22 protein-coding genes are annotated in these 24,691 nt (G+C 64.0%); 13 read left to right on the forward strand and 9 right to left on the reverse strand.

Features of this window, described 5'->3' with window-relative positions; all coding sequences use genetic code 11:
• Positions 1-89: 89 nt before the first annotated feature.
• Positions 90-1,331, forward strand: coding sequence for an MFS transporter (locus SD196_RS13140; RefSeq protein ID WP_331314757.1), 1,242 nt, complete (start codon positions 90-92; stop codon positions 1,329-1,331).
• Positions 1,332-1,869: 538 nt separating this feature from the next.
• Positions 1,870-2,103 (forward strand): hypothetical protein, encoded by a 234-nt coding sequence (locus tag SD196_RS13145; protein WP_083196073.1) that lies wholly within the window; start codon positions 1,870-1,872, stop codon positions 2,101-2,103.
• Between the two features lie 201 nt (positions 2,104-2,304).
• Here the strand turns inward: SD196_RS13145 and SD196_RS13150 are convergent, their stop codons facing one another.
• Positions 2,305-3,243, reverse strand: a complete 939-nt coding sequence (locus SD196_RS13150; RefSeq protein ID WP_275607209.1) for a LysR substrate-binding domain-containing protein — start codon at positions 3,241-3,243, stop codon at positions 2,305-2,307.
• A 152-nt stretch (positions 3,244-3,395) separates the two neighbouring features.
• On the opposite strand from SD196_RS13150, the gene SD196_RS13155 reads away from it, so the two are divergent.
• The 9 genes from SD196_RS13155 to SD196_RS13195 all read left to right on the forward strand — a co-directional run bounded on the left by SD196_RS13155 (position 3,396) and on the right by SD196_RS13195 (position 12,124).
• A complete protein-coding gene (locus tag SD196_RS13155) occupies positions 3,396-4,457 on the forward strand; it encodes an aromatic ring-hydroxylating dioxygenase subunit alpha (protein WP_275607208.1) in 1,062 nt (353 codons plus the stop codon).
• Complete coding sequence (locus SD196_RS13160) at positions 4,450-5,559, forward strand: FAD-binding oxidoreductase (protein ID WP_416311616.1); 1,110 nt, start codon at positions 4,450-4,452, stop codon at positions 5,557-5,559. Before SD196_RS13155 ends, SD196_RS13160 begins: the two co-directional genes overlap by 8 nt.
• 146 nt (positions 5,560-5,705) lie before the next feature.
• Positions 5,706-6,557 (forward strand): transporter substrate-binding domain-containing protein, encoded by an 852-nt coding sequence (locus SD196_RS13165; RefSeq protein ID WP_275607206.1) that lies wholly within the window; start codon positions 5,706-5,708, stop codon positions 6,555-6,557.
• A 114-nt stretch (positions 6,558-6,671) separates the two neighbouring features.
• Entirely contained in the window at positions 6,672-7,376 is a 705-nt protein-coding gene (locus SD196_RS13170) for an ABC transporter permease (protein WP_275607205.1), read from the forward strand.
• 13 nt (positions 7,377-7,389) lie between these two features.
• On the forward strand, positions 7,390-8,127 hold the full coding sequence (locus SD196_RS13175) for an ABC transporter permease (RefSeq protein ID WP_275607204.1): 738 nt from the start codon (positions 7,390-7,392) through the stop codon (positions 8,125-8,127).
• A gap of 5 nt (positions 8,128-8,132) precedes the next feature.
• Positions 8,133-8,909: an ABC transporter ATP-binding protein gene (locus SD196_RS13180; RefSeq protein ID WP_416311617.1), complete on the forward strand. Its 777-nt coding sequence runs from the start codon at positions 8,133-8,135 to the stop codon at positions 8,907-8,909.
• 93 nt (positions 8,910-9,002) lie between these two features.
• A complete protein-coding gene (locus tag SD196_RS13185; RefSeq protein ID WP_416311618.1) occupies positions 9,003-10,550 on the forward strand; it encodes an HAL/PAL/TAL family ammonia-lyase in 1,548 nt (515 codons plus the stop codon).
• 57 nt (positions 10,551-10,607) lie between these two features.
• Positions 10,608-11,723, forward strand: a complete 1,116-nt coding sequence (locus SD196_RS13190) for an S-(hydroxymethyl)glutathione dehydrogenase/class III alcohol dehydrogenase (RefSeq protein ID WP_416311619.1) — start codon at positions 10,608-10,610, stop codon at positions 11,721-11,723.
• A 17-nt stretch (positions 11,724-11,740) separates the two neighbouring features.
• Entirely contained in the window at positions 11,741-12,124 is a 384-nt protein-coding gene (locus SD196_RS13195) for a VOC family protein (RefSeq protein WP_275607200.1), read from the forward strand.
• Positions 12,125-12,361: 237 nt separating this feature from the next.
• Here SD196_RS13195 and SD196_RS13200 read toward each other — a convergent pair whose 3' ends face one another.
• Complete coding sequence (locus SD196_RS13200; RefSeq protein WP_275607199.1) at positions 12,362-12,577, reverse strand: hypothetical protein; 216 nt, start codon at positions 12,575-12,577, stop codon at positions 12,362-12,364.
• 449 nt (positions 12,578-13,026) lie between these two features.
• On the opposite strand from SD196_RS13200, the gene SD196_RS13205 reads away from it, so the two are divergent.
• Positions 13,027-14,328, forward strand: coding sequence for an MFS transporter (locus SD196_RS13205; protein ID WP_416311620.1), 1,302 nt, complete (start codon positions 13,027-13,029; stop codon positions 14,326-14,328).
• 16 nt (positions 14,329-14,344) lie between these two features.
• Positions 14,345-15,121 (forward strand): substrate-binding domain-containing protein, encoded by a 777-nt coding sequence (locus SD196_RS13210; protein ID WP_416311621.1) that lies wholly within the window; start codon positions 14,345-14,347, stop codon positions 15,119-15,121.
• On the opposite strand, the gene SD196_RS13215 is transcribed toward SD196_RS13210, so the two are convergent.
• From SD196_RS13215 to gcvH, 7 genes are all read right to left on the reverse strand, one after another.
• Complete coding sequence (locus SD196_RS13215) at positions 15,107-16,015, reverse strand: LysR family transcriptional regulator (RefSeq protein ID WP_416311622.1); 909 nt, start codon at positions 16,013-16,015, stop codon at positions 15,107-15,109. The two genes, SD196_RS13210 and SD196_RS13215, sit on opposite strands and share 15 nt — an antisense overlap.
• Before the next feature lie 214 nt (positions 16,016-16,229).
• The gene (lipA, locus tag SD196_RS13220; RefSeq protein WP_275607195.1) at positions 16,230-17,195 is read right to left on the reverse strand and encodes a lipoyl synthase; all 966 of its coding nucleotides are present in this window, start codon (positions 17,193-17,195) and stop codon (positions 16,230-16,232) included.
• A gap of 53 nt (positions 17,196-17,248) precedes the next feature.
• Entirely contained in the window at positions 17,249-18,370 is a 1,122-nt protein-coding gene (gcvT, locus tag SD196_RS13225; protein ID WP_416311623.1) for a glycine cleavage system aminomethyltransferase GcvT, read from the reverse strand.
• 51 nt (positions 18,371-18,421) lie between these two features.
• Positions 18,422-19,798, reverse strand: a complete 1,377-nt coding sequence (locus tag SD196_RS13230) for an L-serine ammonia-lyase (RefSeq protein ID WP_416311624.1) — start codon at positions 19,796-19,798, stop codon at positions 18,422-18,424.
• A 171-nt stretch (positions 19,799-19,969) separates the two neighbouring features.
• Positions 19,970-21,223 (reverse strand): serine hydroxymethyltransferase, encoded by a 1,254-nt coding sequence (gene glyA / locus SD196_RS13235; protein ID WP_416311625.1) that lies wholly within the window; start codon positions 21,221-21,223, stop codon positions 19,970-19,972.
• Positions 21,224-21,285: 62 nt separating this feature from the next.
• Positions 21,286-24,159: an aminomethyl-transferring glycine dehydrogenase gene (gcvP, locus tag SD196_RS13240; protein ID WP_416311626.1), complete on the reverse strand. Its 2,874-nt coding sequence runs from the start codon at positions 24,157-24,159 to the stop codon at positions 21,286-21,288.
• A gap of 10 nt (positions 24,160-24,169) precedes the next feature.
• Positions 24,170-24,541, reverse strand: a complete 372-nt coding sequence (gcvH, locus tag SD196_RS13245; RefSeq protein WP_416311627.1) for a glycine cleavage system protein GcvH — start codon at positions 24,539-24,541, stop codon at positions 24,170-24,172.
• Between the last annotated feature and the right edge of the window lie 150 nt (positions 24,542-24,691).

Genomic DNA, 24,691 nt, shown 5'->3' on the forward strand with positions numbered 1-24,691 from the left:
ACGTATTTGGTTGTGATATCTACTATAGTGATACTTCATCCAAAGGGTAAGCCGTATTCGAGAGACGGATGCACCTCGGGAGGCCGGCCATGGTTCCACTCATCACACGCCTAGGATCAGGGCTGGCGCTGACAGGCGTCGAGGCCGGCGTATGGCGGCTGCTGCTGGCGAGGAGTCTGCGGGGCTTTTGCGACGGTTTCGTTGCGGTGCTGCTGCCGGCCTATCTGCTCGCACTGGGCATGTCGACCCTCTCGGTCGGGCTGATCAGCACCTCGACGCTGCTGGGCTCGGCGATCGCCACGATGCTGGTCGGCATGCTGGGCAATCGCTTTGCGCGTCGCTCGCTGCTGCTGGTCGCTGCCGGGGTGATGGTGGCAACGGGCATCGGCTTTTCCAGCTTCTCGACGCTCTGGCCGCTGCTCATCGTGGCATTCCTTGGCACCATGAATCCCAGTGCGGGGGATGTCAGTCTGTTCCTGCCCATCGAGCATGCCTGCCTGGCCGAAGCCTCGGAAGCGCGGGCGCGCACGTCGCTGTTCGCACGGTACAGCCTGGTCGGAGCGCTCTCCGGCGCCCTCGGGGCATTGCTGGCCGGAGCACCGGAATGGATTGCCGGACATCTCGGCGTCGACGCGCTCCCGGCCATGCGCGGCATGTTCGTCCTCTACGCACTGGCGGGGCTGGCGATCCTCGCGCTGTACCGGCAGTTGCCCACGCACCCTTCGGCCTCGACCGCCGCCCACGCGCCGCTGGGACCATCGCGCTGGATCGTCGTGCGCCTCGCGCTGCTGTTCAGCGTCGACGCGTTCGCCGGCGGCCTGGTGGTCAATGCCTTGCTGACGCTCTGGCTCATGGCGCGCTTCGATCTTTCCATCGGCGCGGCCGGTCAGTTCTTTTTCTGCACGGGCCTGCTCAGCGCCGGCTCGCAACTGGCGGCGGCGCCACTGGCGCGCAGGATCGGCCTGCTGAACACCATGGTTTTCACGCACATTCCGTCGAGCATGTGCCTGATCGCGGCAGCCTTCATGCCGTCGTTGCCGCTGGCCTTGCTCATGTTGTTGCTGCGTAGCGCCCTGTCGCAGCTCGACGTGCCCACGCGCAGCGCCTACGTCATGGCCGTCGTCACGCCGGCCGAACGAGCGGCTGCCGCGAGCCTGACGGCGGTACCGCGCAGTCTTGCCGCTGCCATCGCGCCGACCATCGCCAGCGGATTGATCGGGCTGGGGTGGCTCACCGCGCCGCTGCTTGCCTGCGGCGTGCTCAAGATCCTCTACGACCTGACGCTGCTCATGGCGTGCCGGCATGTGCGGCTCGAGGGGGAGCATTCGTGACTACACCGCGAAATGGTCTGTATTGGCCTGATCGTATTCGCGGTTTGCAAACGCAAAATCTCGTCCGGTCCCGCGCGTCATCGTGGCGTAAAAATGGTGCCATTACTCCTGGAGCTTGGATTGCTCAATCCAGGCGAAGGTTTTTCGAATGCTCAGCGGGATTAGTCCAGTTGGTGAAAGCCTCACCCGGCACTCTTTGTCGGGGTTGCTGCACGACAGGCAGGCCCGGGAAACCTGCCGGATTTCCACCAGACGGCACTTCCGGGGCGCGCCTCGCACAGGAAGCTAGCCACCTGTAACGCACAGTGGTGTGGGACTTTCAATTGCCCCTTAGTGGTCATCGCAGAGTAGCTGGTTAGCGCGAGCAGCCAATCCTTCCATTCCGGCTAACGAGAACGTCGCGTCTCAGTTGCTGAATGGCAACTACCGACCCAAAGCGGACACTCGTGTGCGGCTCAGACCTGCCGTTACCGGGTAAATGCATTTGCTCTGCTTAGGCACGGCCGATATGGTCAGTTGATAACCGCGGAGTTCTATGATGCCAACTGATCCACTATGCCTCGTTTTTATTCCCCCGTTGGTGGCCCTACTTACCGCCGCCGAGAGCAAAAAAGGCTCCCCGCTCACAGAAGATGAGGTCTGCGCTATTCGCGACCAGGCGACCTGCGTCGCAGTCCCTTTCAGCACTGCACTCGAGATGGAAGGCAAGCGCGGTTATGCGGATATTGTCGCGGAGGACTGTTGGAGCGAATGGCGAAAGCTACGGGCTTAGCAAGTCTGACGCTGGTTGGGTCTCGTCCAAGGCTGCGTCGGTACATGTCCGCTATTGGCCGATAGCGGACTATGGTTCGTGTGCTGATTACGGACCACAGTCTGCCAATTTTCGCTCTGCCCTGATGACCGATGCGGCCTCTGGAGAATGCCTCGCTGTTTTTATGGGCGCTCATGGCCAGGCCCTGGAGTTGTTGCATTCTCAGGCAGAACCCAGCAGTTCGTTCGTCATGCGTTGCTGGTCCTGTCCGCGTGCGATCAGCCAGCGCTGGAAGTCCCGGCATTGTGCCTTGTGGAAATTGTTCCGGTTCCAGGTCAGATAGTACGACGCGGGCATTGGCAGAGCGCGAAGACATGGAACGATCAACTGGCCGCGCGCCAGATCCCCGCTGATCATCGAGTACTGGGCCAGCACCAGACCCTGCCCCTGGATGGCCGCCTCAATGGCCATGGATGAAAGCGAGTAGACCCTGCTGTTGCTGATGGATGCGCCATGCACGCCATTCAACGCGAACCACTCCGCCCATGAGGGTGGCGAGTCGAACCTGGGGCGCCAGTCGATGGTTAGCAGCGGATACTCGAGCAGGCTACCGGCAGCTTCCGGCGGCACCGCGGTCGCAAGCAGGGCAGGGCTGCATGCGGGTACCACGCAATCGCGAAAGAGTTCGATGGTGTGCTGGTCATCGTGGATGCCTTCGCCATAGCTGATGCGAAAGTCCGCGCCATTGGCCTCGGACTGAGACGGCTCGGTGTGGGTGCCGTCGAGGTAGACGCTCAGTGCCGGAAACTCCCTCTGCCACTCGGTCACCAGCGGCGCGAGCCATTTGGACAGCAGCGAAGGCAGGGCGCTGACGTAGAGATTGTTGGCGTTCTTCGCGCGCTCCAACTCTGCTGTCGCGGCCCGCAGTCGCTCGAAGGCCTGATTGCAGCCTTCGTGAAAGCGCTGGCCAACCGCGTTGAGGCGCAGGCGCTGACCATCCTTGACCGTGAGGCTGATACCGACAGCGTCTTCCAGCAGCTTCATCTGCTGGCTGACCGCGCCGGCGGAAATCCCCAGGCGCTTGGCGGCCTGGGAAATGCTGCCACAGAGGCCGACGGCCTCGAATATCTCCAGTGCGCGCAAAGGGGGGAGGTGGCTCATGGTGGCTCCTGAGGGCTCAAGAATCGCGCCATTTATATTTTAGAAAATCTTAAATAAGCAACAGGAAAGGATATCTATTCTTTTGGGTCTCACGCTCCTACGCTCTCCCTCAAGAAGCTCGCTTCGAATAACAACAAGAGGAGCCATGAGACATGTTCCTGAAAAACGCCTGGTACGCAGCCGCCTGGGACAGTGAAGTGAAACAGGCCCTGCACGCGACCATTCTGCTGGGTGAGCCCGTCGTTCTCTATCGCAAGGCCGACGGCACTGTCGTCGCTCTGGAAGACGCCTGCCCGCACCGCAAACTGCCGTTGTCCATGGGGCGCCTGCAGGGTGATCTGGTCGAGTGTGGTTACCATGGACTGACGTTCGACTGCTCCGGCGCCTGCGTGAAGGCCAGTTGCGTGCCGCGGGTGCCGCAGGCCGCGCAGGTTCGCAGCTATCCAGTGGAGGAGCGCTACGGCCTGGTCTGGCTGTGGATGGGCGATCCGCAGTTGGCCGATCCGGCCAAGCTGCTCGATATCCCGGAGTGGGACGATCCGAACTGGGGCGTCAATCGTGGCGACTCGATGACCGTCGAGTGCAACTACCTGTACATGACCGACAACCTGCTCGATCCCTCCCATGTCGCCTGGGTACACCAGAGTACCTTCGGTACCTCGGCTTGCGAATCGGAGCCGCTGCAAACCCGGGTCAACGACAACGGTGTGGTGGTGTCACGCTGGCTGCATGACATTGAAGTGGCGCCGTTCTATCGGCAGTACCTGAAGTTCCAGGGCCGCTGCGACCGGCTGCAGTACTACGAGGTGCGCTATCCGTCCCACGCCATCATCAAGGGCGTGCACACCCCGGCCGGTAGCGGTGGCGAAGGGGCGCCGATGCACGAGCAGGCGTTCCTGATGGATTCGTACAACTTCATGACGCCGGTCGACGAGAATCGCACCCGCTATTACTGGTTCCAGTTGCGCAACTTCGACGCTGACGACGAGGACGTGTCCCGGCGGTTCGCCGCCGACGTGCGCCGTGCCTTCGAGGAAGACCGTCTGGTGCTCGCCGCCGTGCATGCCGGGATGAAGAACCGCCAGACGCCGAACATCGACCTGGCCATCGACTCCGGCCCGCTGCGTTTCCGCCGAGGCATCGAGCGACTGATCCGTGAGGAGCAGGAGGCCGTTGGCCTGCGCAAAGTCGACGAGGTCACAGTCCATGCGTGAGCCGACTCCCGCCGCGAAGGGTTTCGCGCGCTTCCAGGTGACCGGGAAGGTACGGGAGAGCGCGTCGATCACCTCGTTCGTGCTCAGGCCCGCGATGAACGACGCGCATGTGGAGTTCCGCCCGGGACAATTCATCATGGTGCGGATTCCACAACCGGGCGGTCCGGAGGTCCTGCGGGCCTACAGTTTGTCCGGTGACCCGGATGACCATTCGCAATTGCGTATCTCGGTGAAGCACGAACTGCCCCCTGCGCATCTTCCCGACCTGCCGGCGGGTATCGGCTCCAGCTTCCTGCACCATGCGGTGGAGATCGGCGGAGAGCTGGATATCGCCGGACCGTCCGGTGAGTTTGTCCTCGACGAGAGCAGCGAGCGGCCGGTCCTGCTGTTCAGCGGTGGTGTGGGGCTGACGCCGATGGTGAGCATGCTGCATCGCCTGGCGACCCGATCGGCGCGTCCGGTGTACTTCATCCACGCCTGTGAGAATGGCGCCGTCCACGCGCTGCGCGAAGAGGTGCTGGAGTTGGCATCGACGCGTGCCGGGATCGTCGTGCACTTCTGCTATCGCGTGCCGACGGCGGAGGACCTGGAGCGCGGCTATCACCATAGCTGCGGGCTGGTCAGCAGAGAGACCCTGCAGGCATTGCTTCCGCTGGACGACTACGACGTCTACCTGTGCGGGCCTCGCCCGTTCATGCAGGCGAACTGGCGCCTGCTGCGCGGCCTGGGCATCGACAGGGCGAGGATTCGCTACGAATTCTTCGGTCCGGCGACCATTCTCGAGGCCGACGAAGCACCAACCGCGCCGGCACCCGTAAAGCCGCAGCCACTGCTCGATGGCGAATTGACGGTGCGCTTCGAGCCCTCCGGCCGATCCGTTGCCTGGGATGCGTCCTGTCCATCGCTGCTGGAGTTCGCCGAGCAGGCGGGCTTCGCGCCGCCCTTCAGTTGCCGGGCCGGGCTGTGTAATTCATGCCTGACGCCCCTGCTCAGCGGCAGCGTCGAGTACAGCGAAGCGCCGCTGGAGGCCCCCGAACCGGGACAGGTCCTGCTGTGCTGCGCAAGGCCGACCGCCCCGGTGGTACTGGACCTGAAGAAGTGATGTCGGCGGTGCCGACCGAAAATCGACCTTGTATGGATGGAGCGCCTATCGACTCGACCATTGCCCATGCAACAACCGACCTGTGATTTGCCTTGCCGCGCGTGCCCTTTACGACCCTCACCGGATTCGCATCGGAGAATACAAAAATGAAAAACAAGAAAGTCGGATTCGCAGCCTGCTCGTTGTTGATGATGTTCGCTAGTTACTCGCTGAGCCCCCTGGCCAAGGAACTGGACAGCATCCAGATCGCTACAGAAGGGGTCTACGAGCCCTGGAACCGCACGCTGCCGGATGGCAGCTTCGATGGCTTCGAGCCGGAAATGGCCAAGGTGCTCTGCGAGCGCATGCAGCTCCAATGCAAAATCGTCGCCCAGGACTGGGACGGGCTGATCCCCGGTCTGCAGGCCGGAAAATTCGACGTGGTGATGGACGCTCTGGCGATCAGCGAGACGCGCAAGAAGGTCATCGATTTCTCCCGCCCCTACACCAAGGCTCCGGCCACCTTTATCGCCCTGCAGTCCAGCGGCATCGACCTGGGCAAGGGGACCCTGCACCTGCGCGGCAATCCCGAACTGGATACGCCAGCCGTCGAGGAATTGCGCGGCAAGCTCAAGGGCAAGCTGATCGGCATCGTCTCCGGCACCGTGTACAGCAAATTCATCCACGACCAGTTCGGCCAGGTGGCGACCATCCGTGACTACAAGACGCCGCCGGAGCCGCTGATGGATCTGAAGAACGGGCGGGTAGACCTGGTGTTCGAGGATCTCGGGTTCCTCGCCGGAGAAATGCAGCGGGCCACGGACAGCGGGCTCACGCTGGTTGGCCCGGCGATCAACGGGCCGATTTGGGGCGAGGGCGAAGCCTTCGGCATCCGCAAGGGCGAGCCGGAGCTCAAGGCCAAGCTGGATGCGGCAATCGAGTCGATGATTGCCGACGGCACGATCAATCGCCTGAGCACGAAGTGGTTCCATCACGACTTCACGCCACCCAGCCAGTGACCGGGTGATCCATCGGCGGACGCCATCACGCAGGGCGCCGCGCCGATGGAGTGGGTACTCCCGCGGCCGCGCATGCCGGCCGCTCTCCTGACGCAGTTCTCGGTGGGTGTACACGTGATCGATTTGATTGGTTTTGGCGAGAAAGGCTGGGGCAGTGTGCTGCTCATGGCCGCGCTCATGACGGTGCTGGTGACGCTGGGTGCGTTACTGGTCGGCGCCGTGCTCGGTGCGCTGGTGGCCGCGGCGAAGCTGCACCACAGCAGTCTGCTGCGCATGCTTGGCAATGCCTACACCACGGTGTTCCGTGGTGTGCCGGAGCTTCTGGTGATCTACCTCTTCTACTACGGCGGCTCGGCGCTGGTGAGCAGCGTCGGCCGGTTGTTCGGCACCAGCGGCTTCATCAGCATGCCCGCCTTCCTGGTCGGTGCGCTGGCGGTTGGCGTGGTGTCCGGGGCCTACCAGGCCGAGGTCTATCGCGGTGCCTTCCAGGCGGTGTCGCGCAGCGAACTGGAGGCGGCCAGAGCGATCGGCATGCCGACCCTGCTGCGCTTCCGGCGGATCATCGTGCCGCAGATACTGCGCTTTGCGCTGCCAGGTATTGGCGGGGTCTGGCAGATCAGCCTGAAGGATTCGGCGCTGATCTCCGTCACCGGGCTGGTCGAGTTGATGCGTGCGAGTCGGGTGGCGGCCTCGTCCACCGGGCAGTTCGTACTGTTCTTCCTGAGTGGCTGCGCGCTGTACCTGATGCTCACCGCGCTTTCCAACCTGGTCTTCTCGCGAGCTGAGCTGCGAGTCGGCAGAACTTTCCGCCGCAGCTGAATAGGAGCGGGCCATGTCCATCGATTTCGCTTTCCTCTGCGACACCCTGCTGCAACTGCTGCAGGCCTTGCCCACCACGCTGGTGCTGTTCGTCGCTTCGGTCACCCTCGGTACGCTGCTGGCGATGCTGGTGGTCTGGGCGCGTGTATGCGAGTTCGCCGTGCTGCGGCACCTCGCGCGTGGCTACATCTTCCTGTTTCGCGGCTCGCCGCTGCTGATCCAGATGTTTCTGCTCTATTACGGACTCAGCCAGTTCCCGGCAGTGCGCCAGAGCCTGCTCTGGCCGGTGCTGCGCGAGCCGGCCACCTGCGCGGTGATCGCGCTGGCGCTGTGCACTGCTGGCTATATGGCGGAAATCTTCCGTGGCGGCCTGCTGACGGTGCCGGCGCAGCAGATCGAGGCTGGACGCGCAGCGGGGATGTCCGGTTGGCTTCTGGCGAGACGGATCATCATCCCGGTGGCGTTGCGCAACTGCCTGCCGGCCTATTCGACGGAAATCATCCTGATGATGAAGGCGACCTCGCTGGCAAGCCTGGTGACTGTCTACGAAGTCTCCGGCGTAGCGCAGCGAATCATTTCCGAGACCTATCGGACGATGGAGGTGTTCCTCTGCGCTGCGCTGATCTACCTGGTTCTCAACTACCTGATCGTCCGCTCACTGGCGCTGGTAGAGCGCTGGCTGTCCCCGAAGGCACCCGCTACCACCCGTCCTACAACAAGAAATTACGCACTTGGCGTGCGCAGAGGGTAACTGGCATGGCTACTGGCAACGATCCGATCCTGCAGGTGAAGCATATCCGCAAGTCGTTCGGCGACCTCGAGGTACTCAGGGGTATCTCGCTGGACGCCTACGAAGGCGATGTGGTTTCGATCCTCGGCTCAAGCGGCTCCGGCAAGAGCACCTTCCTGCGCTGCATCAACCTGCTGGAAATCCCCGACGCGGGGGAGATCCGTGTCGCTGGCGAGCAGGTAGCGCTCAAACGCGGATGCAACCAGATGCTGGTACCCGCCGACCGGCGTCAGATCGACCGCATCCGCCCGGAACTGGGCATGGTGTTCCAGAACTTTGGCCTGTGGTCGCATATGACCGTGCTGCAGAACGTCATCGAAGGGCCTGTGCATGTACAGAAGCGCCCGCGAGCAGAGTGCATCGCCGAGGCGGAGACGCTGCTGGAGAAGGTCGGCATGGCGGACAAGCGCAATCACTACCCGGCGTTCCTGTCCGGCGGTCAGCAGCAGCGCGTGGCCATTGCCCGCACCCTGGCAATGCGGCCGCGGGTGATCCTGTTCGACGAACCCACTTCGGCGCTCGATCCGGAACTTGTCGGCGAGGTGCTGAAGGTCATGCGCAGTCTGGCCGAAGAGGGCCGGACCATGCTGGTGGTGACCCATGAAATGGGTTTCGCACGCAACGTCTCCAACCGTGTGGTGTTCATGAACCAGGGGCAGATCGAGGCCCAGGGTACGCCGGACGAGATGTTCAGAGAGCAGCGCTCGGAGCGCTTCAGCCGGTTCATCCTGAGCCAGGCCTGACACCCGACCAACCCCATTGTTTTTTCGCCTGTCTTCGCACGGGACGGGCTTCCTACGCCCTGAAAAAGGCTAATGAGCAGAGAGAGCAACGCAATGCGTATTCATCCGAAAGACATTTCCAATGTGGTACTGGACAACGCCAGACCTTCCATCGAGGAGGTCATCGCCGTCGCCCGCTACGGGGCCAAGGTGAGTTTCTCCGACGCCTATCGCGCCCGAGTTGACCGTTCGCGCCGGCTGATCGAGCGTTTCCTCGACGAGAACCGCCTGGTCTACGGCGTGACCACCGGCTTTGGCGACAACGTGCGTCACGTAATCTCGCCGGAGGACGCCCAGACATTGCAGGTGAACATCGTTCGCTCCCACGCGGTATCGGTTGGCGAGCCGCTCAATCGCGAGCAGGTGCGCGCCATCCAGTTGATGATTCTGGTCAGTCTCGGCAAGGGCTACTCGGGCGTGCGCATCGAGTTGCTGGAGCAGATCGCCGGTCTGCTCAACAACGATGTGCTGCCTTTCGCTCCCGGCGAAGGCTCTGTGGGCTACCTCGGCCCGGAAGGTCACCTGGCGCTGGTGTTGATCGGGGAGGGCAAGGCCAGCGTCGCCGGCGGCGAGTGGGTTGACGGCGCGACTGCGCTGCGCCAAGTCGGCATGCAGCCGATCTCGCTGCAGTGCAAGGAAGGCTTGGCGATGCTCAACGGCACCACTTCGGTGACTGCCATCGCCACACTCGCACAGTACAACGCCAACCAGGCCGCGCAGGCAGCGGACGTCGCCGCGGCAGTCTCGCTGCAGGCGCTGAAAGGCACCATTCGCGCCTTCGATGCGCGTTACCACTCGGTCAAGGCGCATGCCGAACAGGCGCAGACCGCCCAATACATCAAGCGCCTGCTGGATGACAGCCGGCTGATCGAGGAAAACATTGACTACCGCCTGCAGGACACCTACAGCCTGCGCGCTATTCCCCAGGTGCACGGCGCCTCGAAGAAGTTCATCACCTATGCCCAGACCTGCGTCGATAACGAGATAGCCTCGTCGGGCGACAACCCGGTGATCTACCCGACCAGCGAGGACGATGGCATTGCCATATCCGGGGCGAACTTCGATGGCTCCTATATCGGCATCGCCGCCGACACGCTGTGCAACGCGCTGACCAACCTGGCGAAGATTTCCGAGCGGCGCACGGACCGCATGGTCAACTCGCACTTCAGTGAGATGCCGGCTTTCCTCGTGCGCAAGCCGGGCCTGAACAGTGGCTACATGATCATCCAATACACCGCCGCAGGGCTGCTCGGCGAGATGAAGGTGCTGTCGCATCCCTCCACCATCGACAGCGTGTCCACATGCGGTAACCAGGAGGACCCGGTGAGCTTCGCCTTCAATGCTGCGGTCAAGGCTTACCAGGTGTCGCGCAAGCTGGAGTCGGTGCTGGCCATCGAGATCATGGTTGGCTGTCAGGCACTGGACTTCCACGATCTCGGCAAGGCTTCCAGCGCCACCCGTGCGCTCTATGACCTGGTACGCAGCCGTGTGCCTCGCGCCGACGAGGACCGTGCTTTCTATCCGGACATCGTCGCGGTGACCGAGCAACTGCGCTCCGGCGAAATCCTCTCCACCGTCGACCGAGTCCTCGCCAACCAGTGAATCCGTGCGGCCGCCCCGGACTACAGGCCGGGGCGGCCCGGACCAGGAGATACAGGCATGATCAAATCCCGAGCTGCCGTCGCCTTCGAACAGCGGCAGCCATTGCAGATTGTCGAGGTGGACGTGGCTCCGCCCAGCGCCGGTGAGGTGCTGGTGCGCATTGTCGCCAGCGGCGTCTGTCATACCGACGCGTACACCCTGTCTGGCGCCGATCCGGAGGGTATCTTCCCGAGCATTCTCGGCCATGAGGGCGGCGGCATCGTCGAGGCGGTCGGCCCTGGAGTGACCTCGGTGGCGGTCGGCGACCACGTGATCCCGCTGTACACACCCGAGTGCGGGCAGTGCAAGTTCTGTCGCTCCGGCCGGACCAACCTGTGTCAGGCGATCCGAACGACCCAGGGGAGAGGCCTGATGCCGGACGGCACCACGCGGTTCTCCTACGAAGGGCGCCCGCTGTTCCACTACATGGGCTGTTCGACCTTTTCCGAGTACACCGTATTGCCGGAAATCTCATTGGCGAAGATTCCCCGGAGCGCCCCGCTGGAGAAGGTCTGCCTGCTCGGCTGCGGTGTCACCACCGGAATCGGCGCGGTGCTCAACACCGCCAAGGTGCACGCGGGTTCCAGCGTGGCGATCTTCGGCCTGGGCGGTATTGGTCTGTCGGCAATCATCGGCGCGGTGAAGGCGAATGCCGGGCGGATCATCGCCGTCGACATCAATCCAGCGAAGTTCGAGATCGCTCGCCAGCTTGGCGCCACCGACTGCATCGACCCGCGCGACTACGACAAGCCGATCCAGGACGTGATCGTCGATCTCACCGATGGGGGGGTGGACTATTCCTTCGAGTGCATCGGCAACGTCCAACTGATGCGCGCGGCGCTGGAGTGCTGCCACAAGGGCTGGGGCGAGTCGGTGATCATTGGCGTGGCCGGGGCAGGCCAGGAGATCTCCACCCGGCCGTTCCAGCTGGTCACCGGGCGTGTCTGGCGCGGCTCGGCCTTCGGCGGTGTACGCGGCCGTAGTGAACTGCCGAGCTACGTGGAGATGGCACAGAAGGGCGACATTCCACTGGACACCTTCATCACTCACACCATGGGTCTGGACGACATCAACCAGGCGTTCGAACTGATGCATGCGGGCAAGAGCATTCGCAGCGTCATTCATTTCCAATGACCAGTAAGGAGAGATCAATGTCTATCTACACACATGTAACAGTTGGCACGAACGACTTGCCCAAGGCTCGGGCCTTCTATGACGAAGTCCTCGGCAAGCTGGGGATGAAGCGTCTCGCCGACCTCGGCGAGAATGGCTCCATCTGGGGCGTCGACGCTCCCTCGTTCTTTGTGCTGAAACCTGCCAACGGCGAGCCCGCGACTGTCGGCAATGGCGTCACCGTGAGCTTCGAGGCGCCCGACCGGCCCGCTATCGATGCCGCTCACACTGCCGCCCTTGCCTGTGGTGGCAGGGACGAAGGTACCCCCGGTCCCCGTAATTGGAAGGAAAACGCGTACGCGGCGTACTTCCGTGATCTGGATGGCAACAAGATTGCCGCCTATTGCTTCCAGCAGACTTGAACCTGGACCGCTCGCTTGAGCTCAGCCCGTCAATGGAAGTCGTGGCGTCGGATTGATGTGCCTCACGTCTGAGGCACCGCCAGACCGCAAGCCAAAATCAAAGATCCCAGGTATTCACCTGGGGTCTTGTCGCATCGGGTGACCGCGGTCGACCCACCGATGGTGCATTGACGATCAAACGGATGAGCTGGCAGCGGCTACTCAGTCAAGTAGCCGCTCTGCTGCGGGCGCCGAGGCTTATCTTCCAGCTTGCCGCGCAATCAGCTCTGCCAACGCTTCGCTGATAGCTTGGGAGTTGGCCTCCAGGACCATCAGATGGCGCCGGACGGCTTCTGAAGTGTCTACAGAACCGCTTGCCTCTGCCCAGGCTGCAAGCTCCCGGATAGCGGCACTGGTGGCATTGATGTTCTGGTTTATGCGGCAAACGAGCGAGGGGAGAGGGGCGGTGTTCATGATGACCTCCGCAGAGAGACTTCAGAGCACTCGGAAGCAAGAAAGGCCGTACCCCATCGATACGGCCTTGTGCCGCGTGGTTGCTGCTCTCCAAACCACACGGCAGGAAAAATTTACCAAAAACGGATTCGGATTCAAGCCCCCGCCACGCACCTTGGACGAACTCGCCTGCCGTCCGTTTCTGCTCGAATTCGCGCTTTGCTCGGCTCTTGTGCTCCGGCCTCGATGCTCAGGGCTGCACTGGGGGGCGAGCCGCCCGCTCAAGGCTCGCCCGAGCTCCTGAGCACGGCATCGGATCGAGTGTCTGGCGCATGGAGAAAATGACGGACTGATAAATTTCATGCATCAATGCATGCAAACATAGCACTTATCGTTTCAAAGTGTGTCGAGCAGAATCCAGCGACCACAAGCGCCAACAAGCCTAAATAAGATCGCTGGAGAAACTACCTATGCATGCCTCCCTCAAACAGGGCTCGTCATCCACACGATCCAAGGCGGGCGCCGTGTTTCGCGTCACCTCGGGCAACTTCCTCGAACAATTCGATTTCTTTCTCTTTGGCTTCTATGCCACGCAGATAGCCGCCGTTTTCTTCCCCGCTTCGAGTGAATTTGCTTCGCTCATGATGACGTTCGCTGTCTTTGGCGCGGGCTTTCTGATGCGCCCGCTGGGGGCGGTGATTCTTGGGGCTTACATTGACGATGTCGGCCGCAGGAAGGGGTTGATCGTCACGCTTTCGATCATGGCCAGTGGCACCTTGCTGATCGTTCTGGTGCCGGGCTATTCCAGCATCGGTTTCTGGGCGCCCCTGCTGGTGCTTGTCGGACGATTGCTCCAAGGCTTTTCCGCTGGCGCTGAACTGGGAGGCGTCTCGGTCTACCTGGCGGAAATGGCAACTGCCGGGCGAAAAGGCTTCTATACCAGTTGGCAGTCCGCGAGCCAGCAGGTGGCGATTGTCGTTGCGGCCGCCTTGGGCTACGGGCTCAACCAACTGATGCCGCCCGCGATGATCGCGGATTGGGGCTGGAGAATCCCCTTTGCGATCGGCTGCCTGATCGTTCCCTTCATCTTCGTGCTTCGTCGCAGCCTGGAGGAAACCGAGGAGTTCGCCCGGCGTTCCCAGCGTCCGACCATGAAGCAGGTATTCGCCACGCTGGGCGAGAACTGGCGCGTCGTCCTGGCAGGTCTGCTGATGGTGGCGATGACGACCACGGCGTTCTATCTGATCACGGTATATGCGCCTACGTTCGGCAAAACGGTACTCAACCTGAGCACCACTGACGCCTTGCTCGTCACTCTGCTTGTCGGTATCTCTAACTTCGTCTGGCTGCCCATCGGCGGGCATCTGAGTGACAGGTTCGGACGCAAGCCCATGCTCATCGCAATGACTGCGCTGGCCATCTTCACCGCTTATCCTGCGCTGTCATTCCTGGCTCAGGCCCCGAGCTTCGGGCACATGCTGCAGGTACTGCTCTGGCTTTCGTTCATCTACGGCCTCTACAACGGGGCGATGATTCCGGCGCTCGCCGAAATCATGCCGGTGGAAGTCCGGGTCGCTGGTTTCTCGCTGGCCTACAGCCTGGCGACCGCCGTGTTTGGCGGATTCACTCCCGCGATTTCCACTTGGCTCATTCATCTGAGCGGCGATAAAGGCGCGCCTGGCTACTGGATGACCTTCGCCGCTATCTGTGCGCTTTGCTCGACCCTGGTGCTTTACCGCGGAAGCTCCTCGCGTACTCCCATTCCTGTCTGATCGAGGAGCGTCCTGAATGAACGTACTGAAAAAGCATCTTGCCGTATTAACAATTGGCCTTTGTACGCTCAACACTGCCGCGCATGCAGAAGAGCTGAACGTCATGACCTCGGGAGGGTTCACTGCGGCCTTCCAGCGGCTGAGCCCGAAGTATGCGCAGGCCAGCGGTGACACGATCCAGACCATTCTCGGTCCATCCATGGGCAAAGCTCGCGAAGCGATCCCCAATCGTCTGGCGCGGGGGGAAGATGCCGATGTGGTGATCATGGTCGGCTACGCATTGGATGACCTCATCAAGCAGGGCGTGGTGGATCCGGCTTCCAAGGTGGAACTGGCGGATTCGCGCATCGGCATGGTGGTCAGGCAGGGAGCTCCCAAGCCCAGGATCGATACGGAAGAGGCATTCAAGAAAAGCCTGCTGGACGCAGGGTCGATTGCCTATTCGGACAGCGCCAGCGGGGTCTACATCAAGAGCCAATTGTTCCGGAGACTTGGGCTGGAGTCGCAGGTCGGCTCGAAAGCGAAGATGATCGAGCGGATTCCGGTTGCCTCGGTTGTTGCGTCGGGCCAATACGAGGTCGGTTTCCAGCAGGTCGCCGAGCTGCTGCCTGTTCCTGGGGTTACCTTCGTCGGCAAGATTCCTGAAAGCCTGCAATCGGTTACCCGCTACTCCGCCGGCGTCCCCCGCAATGCGAAACACCCGGAGAAGGCGAAGGAGCTGCTGTCGTACCTGTCGTCTGCGGCAGCGCAACCTATCGTGCAATCCACAGGTCTGGACTCAGTCCCCCAGTGATTTCACCGGCGTACTTCTGACAAGCCGTTCCAGCTCAAGCGCAGCGGGCGTCAGCGTGCGTCCGCGGCGCTTGATCAAACCTACGCTGCGTACGACCTCCGGCTCCTCCAATGGAACAGCCTTGAGTACGGGGTGGTGGGTGCGGGGCATGGCTATGGACGGTACGGCTGCCACGCCCAGCCCAGCTTCCACCAGCCCTATCGCGGTCGTGACATGTCGCGTTTCGCAGATGCTGTGTCGGGATGGGGACAGGCGCTTCAAGGCCTGGCTCAGGATGAGTCGGTTGCCCGATGTCTTGTCCAGTGAGATGTAGTCATGCTCATACATTTCGGACCAGCTCACCGCGTGTCGATTCGCCAGGGGATGATCGCGCCGGCATGCCATCACGTAGCGCTCTTCGAGTAGCAGCTCGAAGGTCACTTCCGGGCTCAGATTTCCACTGAAGGTGACGCCAAAATCGGCTTCGCCACTCGCTACGGCAACGTTTACCTCATGCGCGCTGGAGTCCACCACCATGATCTTGATGCGTGGATACAGGCGATGGAATTCGCTGATCACGTTTGGCATGAAATAGTAGGCGGCCGACGGTACGCACGCGATGGTGACGCGCTCCATTCGGCTGGAGGCGACATCCGCAATGCTCATCAACGCATTGTCCAGCTGGTCGAGCACGCGCTCGACCTCCGGCACGAAGGCGCGGCCCACGGCCGTCAGGCTGACCTTTCGGGTAGTCCTGTCGAACAGGCGCACGTTCAAGGCGGATTCCAGCTTCTCGATACGACGGCTAAGAGCCGGCTGAGTGATCTTCACCGCCTCAGCGGCCTTGCGAAAACTGCCATTTTCAACGATGGCCCGGAACGCTTGCAGATCGTCTAGATCGAAGTTGATGCTCATCGGGGCGAACGGAGGATTGATGATTGAAAGACATCAATAACACTTTCGGTCGCGGTCGGAAAAGCGCAACGACGCCGATGATGAGGTCTCCATCCGAAATCCTTCGTAGTTTTTAACCCTCGGTTGCCGTTGGGCCGGCTCGTCCAGACAAAGGCGAGCCGAGGTCAAGGACAACGTTCGATCCTGGAGCACGCGGGCATCCCTGCCCGAGCCATCAGCGAATGCTGTTGCCGTGCGCCTGCTGGTCGGCATGGTACGAGGAGCGCACCAGCGGGCCGGAAGCGACGTTCTTGAAGCCCATCTTCGCGCCTTCCTCGGCGAACCAGGCGAAGGTATCCGGGTGGACGAAGCGCTGCACCGGCAGGTGGTTGCGCGAGGGCTGCAGGTACTGGCCGAGGGTGAGCATGTCGATGTCATGCTCACGCATACGCTGCATGACTTCGATGACTTCCTCGTCGGTTTCGCCCAGGCCGAGCATCAGGCCGGACTTGGTCGGTACGTGGGGGACCATCTGCTTGAACTTCTGCAGCAGGTCCAGCGACCACTCGAAGTCGGAACCCGGACGCGAGGACTTGTACAAACGCGGCACGGTTTCCAGGTTGTGGTTGAACACATCCGGCGGCTCCTGGGCGGTGATCTCCAGGGCGATATCCATGCGGCCGCGGTAGTCCGGGACCAGGGTTTCCAGTTGGATGCCGGGAGACAGCTGGCGGATCTCGCGCAGGCAGTCGGCGAAGTGCTGGGCGCCGCCGTCACGCAGGTCGTCGCGGTCCACCGAGGTGATCACCACGTATTTCAGGCGCAGGTCGGCGATGGCGATGGCGAGGTTCTTCGGCTCGTCGACGTCCAGCGGCTTCGGCCGGCCGTGGCCGACATCGCAGAAGGGGCAACGGCGGGTGCAGATGTCGCCCATGATCATGAAGGTGGCGGTGCCGCCGGAGAAGCATTCGCCCAGGTTCGGGCAGGAGGCTTCCTCGCAGACGCTGTGCAGCTTGTGCTTGCGCAGCAGTTGCTTGATGCGGGCGACCTCGGGCGAGGCGGGGATGCGCACGCGAATCCAGTCGGGCTTCTTCGGCAGTTCCTCGGTGGGGATGATCTTCACCGGAATGCGCGCGACCTTTTCTGCGCCGCGCAGCTTCACGCCGACTTCCACCTTGTGCGGTGCTGTTGCTGTGCTCATGGAGGCTTCCTGACAGCAGGCGTTCCGGGGCGAGCCCGGAACGCGGGTGGGGATCAACCGCGGTAGTAACGCTGCGGCACGAAGGGCGTACGGGCCACCTGCATGGGCACGCGCTTGCCGCGCACCACGGCCCAGACTTCGGTTCCCAGGGTGCTGTATTCGGCAGGCAGGTAGCCCAGGGCGACCGGCGCGCCCAGGCTGGGGCCGAAGCCGCCGCTGCACACCTGGCCGATCACCTGGCCGTCGGCGTCCACCAGCTCCGCGCCTTCGCGTACCGGCATGCGTTCCTGGGCCAGCAGGCCGACGCGCTTGCGAGCAGCGCCTTCGGCTTGTTGCGCCAGCACCCGCTCGGCGCCGGGGAAGCCGCCGGCACGTGCGCCTCCGGCGCGACGGTCCTTGGAGATCGCCCAGCCGAGCGAGGCTTCGATTGGCGTGGTCTGGGTGTTCATGTCGTGGCCGTAGAGGCACAGGCCGGCTTCCAGGCGCAGCGAGTCGCGCGCGCCCAGGCCGATCGGCTGGACTTCCGGCTCGGCCAGCAGGGCGCGGGCCAGGGCTTCGGCGTGTTCGACTGGCACCGAAATCTCGAAGCCGTCCTCGCCGGTGTAGCCGGAGCGGCTGATGTAGCAGTCGGCTCCGAGCAGTTGGGTGCGGGTGAACTGCATGAAGGTCATCTGCGCCACCTGTGGCGCCAGGCGGGCCAGCACGGTGACCGCCGCCGGGCCTTGCAGGGCGAGCAGGGCGCGTTCTTCGAACAGCGGCTGGATTTCGCAACGGTCGCCCAGGTGCTTGCGCAGGTGCGCCAGGTCCTGCTGCTTGCAGGCGGCGTTGACCACCAGGAACAGGTGGTCGCCGGCATTGGCCACCATCAGGTCGTCGAGGATGCCGCCCTCGGCATCGGTGAACAGCGCGTAGCGTTGCAGGCCGACGGGCAGGCCGATGATGTCGACTGGCACCAGGCTTTCCAGGGCCAACGCGGCGTCTTCGCCACGCAGGATGATCTGGCCCATGTGCGAGACGTCGAACAGGCCGGCCTGCTCGCGGGTGTGCAGGTGCTCCTTGAGCACGCCGAGGGGGTATTGCACCGGCATGGAATAGCCGGCGAAGGGCACCATGCGGGCGCCGAGTTCCAGGTGCAGGGCGTGCAGCGGGGTGTGTGCGAGGGTTTCGGTGGTCATGTCGGGCTCCGGTTCCAAATCGTACGGACTGTCAGTGGGCGCGCGGCCGGGTCAGCATTCGATGATGTTGACTGCGAGGCCGCCGCGCGCGGTTTCCTTGTATTTGCTCTTCATGTCGGCGCCGGTCTGGCGCATGGTGCGGATCACCTTGTCGAGCGAGATGAAATGCTGGCCGTCGCCGCGCAGCGCCATGCGCGCCGCGTTGATGGCCTTCACCGCGCCCATGGCGTTGCGTTCGATGCAGGGCACCTGGACCAGGCCGCCGACCGGGTCGCAGGTCAGGCCGAGGTTGTGTTCCATGCCGATCTCGGCGGCGTTCTCCACCTGCTGCGGGGTGCCGCCGAGAACTTCGCAGAGTGCGCCGGCGGCCATCGAGCAGGCCACGCCGACCTCGCCCTGGCAGCCGACCTCGGCGCCGGAGATGGAGGCGTTCTCCTTGTAGAGGATGCCGATGGCGGCGGCGCAGAGCAGGAAGCGCTCGACGCCGTCGTCGCTGGCGCCGGGCACGAAGCGGCTGTAGTAATGCAGCACCGCCGGGACGATGCCGGCCGCGCCGTTGGTGGGCGCGGTTACCACGCGCCCGCCGGTGGCGTTTTCCTCGTTCACCGCCAGGGCGTAGAGGTTGACCCAGTCGAGGACGCTCAGGCTGTCGCGCAGGCTGGCTTCGGGACGCTCGCTGAGCTGGCGGTAGAGGCCGGCGGCGCGGCGCCGCACCTTGAGTCCGCCGGGCATGATGCCTTCCTTGCGGCAGCCGGCGCGCACGCAGTCCTGCATCACCTGCCAGATGCGCGCCAGGCCCGCGCTGGTCTCGGCGGCGCTGCGCCAGGCCAGTTCGTTCTCGCGCATCAGGTCGCTGATCGACAGGCTGTGGGTCAGGCACTGGTCGAGCAGTTCGCCGGCGGTGCGGAAGGGGAAGCGCAGCGGCGTGCGGTCGGCGACGATGCGGTCGTGGCCGGCCGCTTCCTCGTCGACCACGAAGCCGCCGCCCACCGAGTAGTACTCGCGGCTGCGCACTTGCAGGCCGGCCTGGTCGAAGGCGCGGAAGATCATGCCGTTGGGGTGGTAAGGCAGCGGCCGGCGGATCAGCGCCAGGTGCTCCTTCTCGACGAAGCCGATCTGGCGTTCGCCGCCCAGGTGCAACTGGCCGCTGCGGCGGATTTCCTGCAGGCGCGGCTCGACGCTTTCGGTGTCGACGCTATCGGGCTGCTCGCCTTCCAGGCCGAGCAGCACCGCCTTGTCGCTGCCGTGGCCCTTGCCAGTGGCGCCCAGCGAGCCGTAGAGCTCCACACGCAGGCTGTGGGTGGCGTCCAGCAGGCTGTCGCGGCGCAGGCCATCGACGAAGCGCGCGGCGGCGCGCATCGGCCCGACCGTGTGCGAACTGGAGGGGCCGATACCGATCTTGAACAGGTCGAAGACGCTGAGTGACATGGGGGAGGCTCCAGAAGTCTCGGATCGCTGCGCTTTACCTGTAGGAGCGAGCTTGCTCGCGAACCAGTCCCGCTGCGAGGCCGTTCGCGAGGCCGAATCCGTTCCCTACGGATAACGGCATTCCCCACATCCCTGTGGGTCACAAGCTCGCTCCTACAGGTCAGGCCAATCTCAGCGGTAAACCGGATAGTCGGCGCACAGACCAGCGACCTGGCCGGCCACCTTGGCCTCGACGTCGGCGTCGCCCAGGTGGTCCAGTACGTCGCAGATCCAGCCGGCCAGTTCGCGGCACTGCTGTTCCTGCAGGCCACGGGTGGTGACCGCCGGGGTGCCGATGCGGATACCGGAGGTGACGAACGGGCTCTGCGGGTCATTCGGCACGGCGTTCTTGTTCACGGTGATGCCGACGCGGCCCAGGGCGGCGTCCGCTTCCTTGCCGGTCAGGCCCTGTTTCACCAGGCTGATCAGCATCAGGTGGTTGTCGGTGCCGCCGGAGACCACGTCGTAGCCGCGGTCGATGAACACCGAGGCCATGGCCTGGGCGTTCTTGATCACCTGGGCCTGGTAGTCCTTGAAGCCGGGTTCCAGCGCTTCCTTGAAGCACACCGCCTTGGCGGCGATCACGTGCATCAGCGGGCCACCCTGGGCGCCAGGGAAGACGGCGGAGTTGAGCTTCTTCTCGATCTCTTCGTTCGACTTGGCCAGGATCAGGCCGCCACGCGGACCGCGAAGGGTCTTGTGGGTGGTGGTGGTGACCACGTCGGCGTAGGGCAGCGGGTTGGGGTACAGGCCGGCGGCGACCAGGCCGGCGACGTGGGCCATGTCGACGAACAGCAGCGCCCCGACCTTGTCGGCGATGGCGCGGAAGCGCGGGAAGTCGAGGGTCTTGGAGTAGGCGGAGAAGCCGGCGACGATCATCTTCGGCTTGTGCTCCACGGCCAGGCGCTCGACTTCGTCGTAGTCGATCAGGCCGGTGGCGGTGTCCAGGCCGTACTGGATGGCGTTGTACAGCTTGCCGGAGGAGGAGACCTTGGCGCCGTGGGTCAGGTGGCCGCCGTGGGCCAGGCTCATGCCCAGGATGGTGTCGCCGGCGTTGAGCAGGGCGAGATAAACAGCGGCGTTGGCCGAGGAGCCGGAGTGCGGCTGGACGTTGGCGTAGTCGGCGCCGAACAGCTGCTTGGCGCGGTCGATGGCCAGCTGCTCGACCTTGTCGACGTGCTCGCAGCCGCCGTAGTAGCGCTTGCCCGGGTAGCCTTCGGCGTACTTGTTGGTCAGCCCGCTGCCCTGGGCCTGCATGACGCGCTTGCTGGTGTAGTTCTCCGAGGCGATCAGCTCGAGGTGGTCCTCCTGGCGAGCCTCCTCGGCGTCCATCGCCGCGAGCAGTTCGTCGTCATAGCCCTGGATCTGGTCGTGCTTGCTGAACATGGGGTTACCTCACGAATGTCGGGTGAGGCGCGCCCGGCCACCGCCGGGCGCGCCGTGCGGCTTCAGGCTTCCTGGTAGCTTTCCAGGGACGGGCAGGCGCAGATCAGGTTGCGGTCGCCGTGGACGTTGTCGACGCGGCCCACCGGCGGCCAGTACTTGCCGTCGACCAGGCTCTGGACCGGGAACACCGCCAGCTCGCGGCTGTAGGGGTGTGTCCATTCGCCGACCAGTTCCGCCGCAGTGTGCGGGGCGTTCTTCAGCGGGTTGTCGCTGGCGTCCAGCTCGCCGCTTTCCACCGCGCGGATTTCCTCGCGGATGCGGATCATGGCGTCGCAGAAGCGATCCAGTTCTTCCTTCGACTCGCTCTCGGTGGGCTCCACCATCAGGGTGCCGGCCACCGGGAAGGACATGGTCGGCGCGTGGAAGCCGTAGTCGATCAGGCGCTTGGCCACGTCGTCGACGCTGATGCCGCTGCTGTCCTTGAGCGGGCGCAGGTCGAGGATGCATTCGTGGGCCACCAGGCCGTTGCCGCCGCTGTAGAGGATCGGGTAGTGCTCCTCCAGGCGACGGGCCACGTAGTTGGCATTGAGGATCGCCAGCTGCGAGGCGCGCTTGAGGCCGGTGCCGCCCATCATGCGGATGTACATCCAGGTGATCGGCAGGATGCTGGCGCTGCCGAAGGGCGCCGCGCTCACCGCGCCGACCTTGCGTTCCAGCTGCTCGCCGTGGCCCGGCAGGAAGGGCGCCAGGTGGGATTTCACGCCGATCGGGCCGACGCCCGGACCGCCGCCGCCGTGGGGGATGCAGAAGGTCTTGTGCAGGTTCAGGTGCGAGACGTCGCCGCCGAACTTGCCTGGCGCGCAGAGGCCGACCATGGCGTTCATGTTGGCGCCGTCGATGTACACCTGGCCGCCGTTGTCGTGGATGATGGCGCAGATCTCGCGAATGCCTTCCTCGAACACGCCGTGGGTGGACGGGTAGGTGATCATCAGCGCCGCCAGGCGGTCGCGGTATTCCTCGGCCTTGAAGCGCAGGTCGTCGATGTCGACGTTGCCCTTGGCGTCGCAGCCGGTGACCACCACGCGCATGCCGGCCATCTGTGCGGTGGCCGGGTTGGTGCCGTGGGCGGAGGAGGGGATCAGGCAGACATCGCGGTGCGCTTCGCCACGGCTGGCATGGTAGGCGCGGATCGCCAGCAGGCCGGCGTACTCGCCCTGGGAGCCGGCATTGGGCTGCAGCGACACGGCGTCATAGCCGGTGGCGGCGCAGAGCATGGCCTCCAGTTCCTGGGTCAGGGCGCGGTAGCCCTCGGCCTGCTCGGCCGGCGCGAAGGGATGCAGGTTGCCGAATTCCGCCCAGGTGATCGGGATCATCTCGCTGGCGGCGTTGAGCTTCATGGTGCAGGAGCCCAGCGGGATCATGCTGCGGTCCAGCGCCAGGTCCTTGTCCGCCAGCTTGCGCAGGTAGCGCATCAGCTCGGTTTCCGAGTGATAGCGGTTGAACACCGGATGGGCGAGGAAGGCCGACTGGCGCAGCAGTTTGGCCGGCAGACGGCTGGCGGCGGAGGCGGCGAGGGTGGTGAAGTCCGGTACGGCCTGGCCGTTGGCGAACAGCCCCCAGAGTTGTTCGACATCCGCCAGGGTGGTGGTTTCGTCGAGGGCGATGCCGACGCGCAAGGCGTCGATCCGGCGCAGGTTGATCCGCGCGGCGACCGCCCGCTCGTGCAGGGCGGCGACCTGCCCGGCATCGCCGAGAACCAGGGTCAGGCTGTCGAAGAAGTGGTCCTGCTCCACGCTGACGCCCAGCTTGGCCAGGCCCAGGGCCAGGGTGGCGGTCAGCTGGTGGATGCGCTGGGCGATGCGCTTGAGCCCCTTCGGGCCGTGGTAGACGGCGTACATGCTGGCGATGTTGGCCAGCAGCACCTGCGCGGTGCAGATGTTGCTGGTGGCCTTCTCGCGGCGGATGTGCTGCTCGCGGGTCTGCATGGCCAGGCGCAGCGCGCGGTTGCCGAAGCGGTCGATGGAGACGCCGACCAGGCGGCCGGGCATGTCGCGCTTGAAGGCATCGCGGGTGGCGAAGTAGGCCGCGTGCGGACCGCCGAAGCCCAGCGGCACGCCGAAGCGCTGGGCGCTGCCCAGGACTACGTCGGCGCCGAATTCGCCCGGCGGAGTGAGCAGGGTCAACGCCAGCAGGTCGGCGGCTACCGCCACCAGGGCGCCGGTGGCATGGAAGCCGGCGAGGGGCGCGCGGCAGTCGAGCACGTCGCCGTGGCTCGCCGGGTACTGCAGCAGGGCGCCGAAATAGGGGCTGAAGTCGGTGAGCGCCTGCTCGTCGCCGACCACCACCTCGATGCCCAGCGGCTCGGCGCGGGTGCGCAGCACGTCGAGGGTCTGCGGGTGGCAGTGCACGGAGGCGAAGAACGCTTGGGCGGCCTTGTTCTTCGACAGGCGCTTGCAGAAGGTCATGGCCTCGGCGGCGGCGGTGGCTTCGTCGAGCAGCGAGGCGTTGGCGATCTGCATGCCGGTCAGGTCGCTGACAAGGGTCTGGAAGTTCAGCAGCGCTTCCAGGCGGCCCTGGGAAATTTCCGGCTGGTAGGGGGTGTAGGCGGTGTACCAGGCCGGGTTTTCCAGCAGGTTGCGCAGGATCGGCGCCGGGGTGTGGCAGGGGTAGTAGCCCTGGCCGATGTGGGTCTTGAACAGCTGGTTCTTGCTGGCGATCGCCTTGATCGCGGCGAGGGCTTCGGCCTCGCTCTGGCCGGCCGGCAGGTCGAGCACGGAGGTGCCCTTGATGCTGTCGGGGATGACGCTGGCGGTCAGTGCGTCGAGGTCGGCGTAGCCGAGCAGTTCGAGCATGGCGCGGACATCGCTGTCGCGCGGGCCGATGTGGCGGGCGACGAATTCGTCCTGGGTGCCCAGGGCATTGTCATGGCTGGCCATGGTGGGTTCCTCAGGCGCTGATCAGTTGCTGGTAGGCGACTTCGTCGAGCAGCGCGTCGAACTGGCCGGCGTCGCTGGGGCGCATGCGGAAGAACCAGCCGCCGTTCTGCGCGTCTTCGTTGACCAGCTCCGGGGTGCCTTCGAGGGTGGTGTTCACTTCCACCACTTCGCCGTCCAGTGGCATGAGGATGTTGCTGGCCGCTTTCACCGATTCCACAGTCGACACTTCGTGGCCGGCGCTGTAGGTGCCCGGTTCGGGCAGTTGCACGAAGACCACGTCGCCGAGGGCTTCCTGGGCATGGTGGGTGATGCCGACAGTGATCAGGCCATCGGCATCCAGACGCAGCCATTCGTGTTCGACGGTAAAGCGCACTTGGCTCATGGGAACTCCTCGGGGTCAGACTCGCCGCTTCTTCGGGCGGGCTTTGGGATGGGCTCGTGTCGGGTAACGAGCGGTGTCGAGGAGGAAAGAGCAAGGCGGATGCCAGTTTTATATTTTATTTATAAATCAATAAGTTAGGCGTTATTGAGG

Origin of the sequence: Pseudomonas macauensis, from assembly GCF_047902425.1 — a bacterium.
Classification (GTDB): Bacteria; Pseudomonadota; Gammaproteobacteria; order Pseudomonadales; family Pseudomonadaceae; genus Pseudomonas.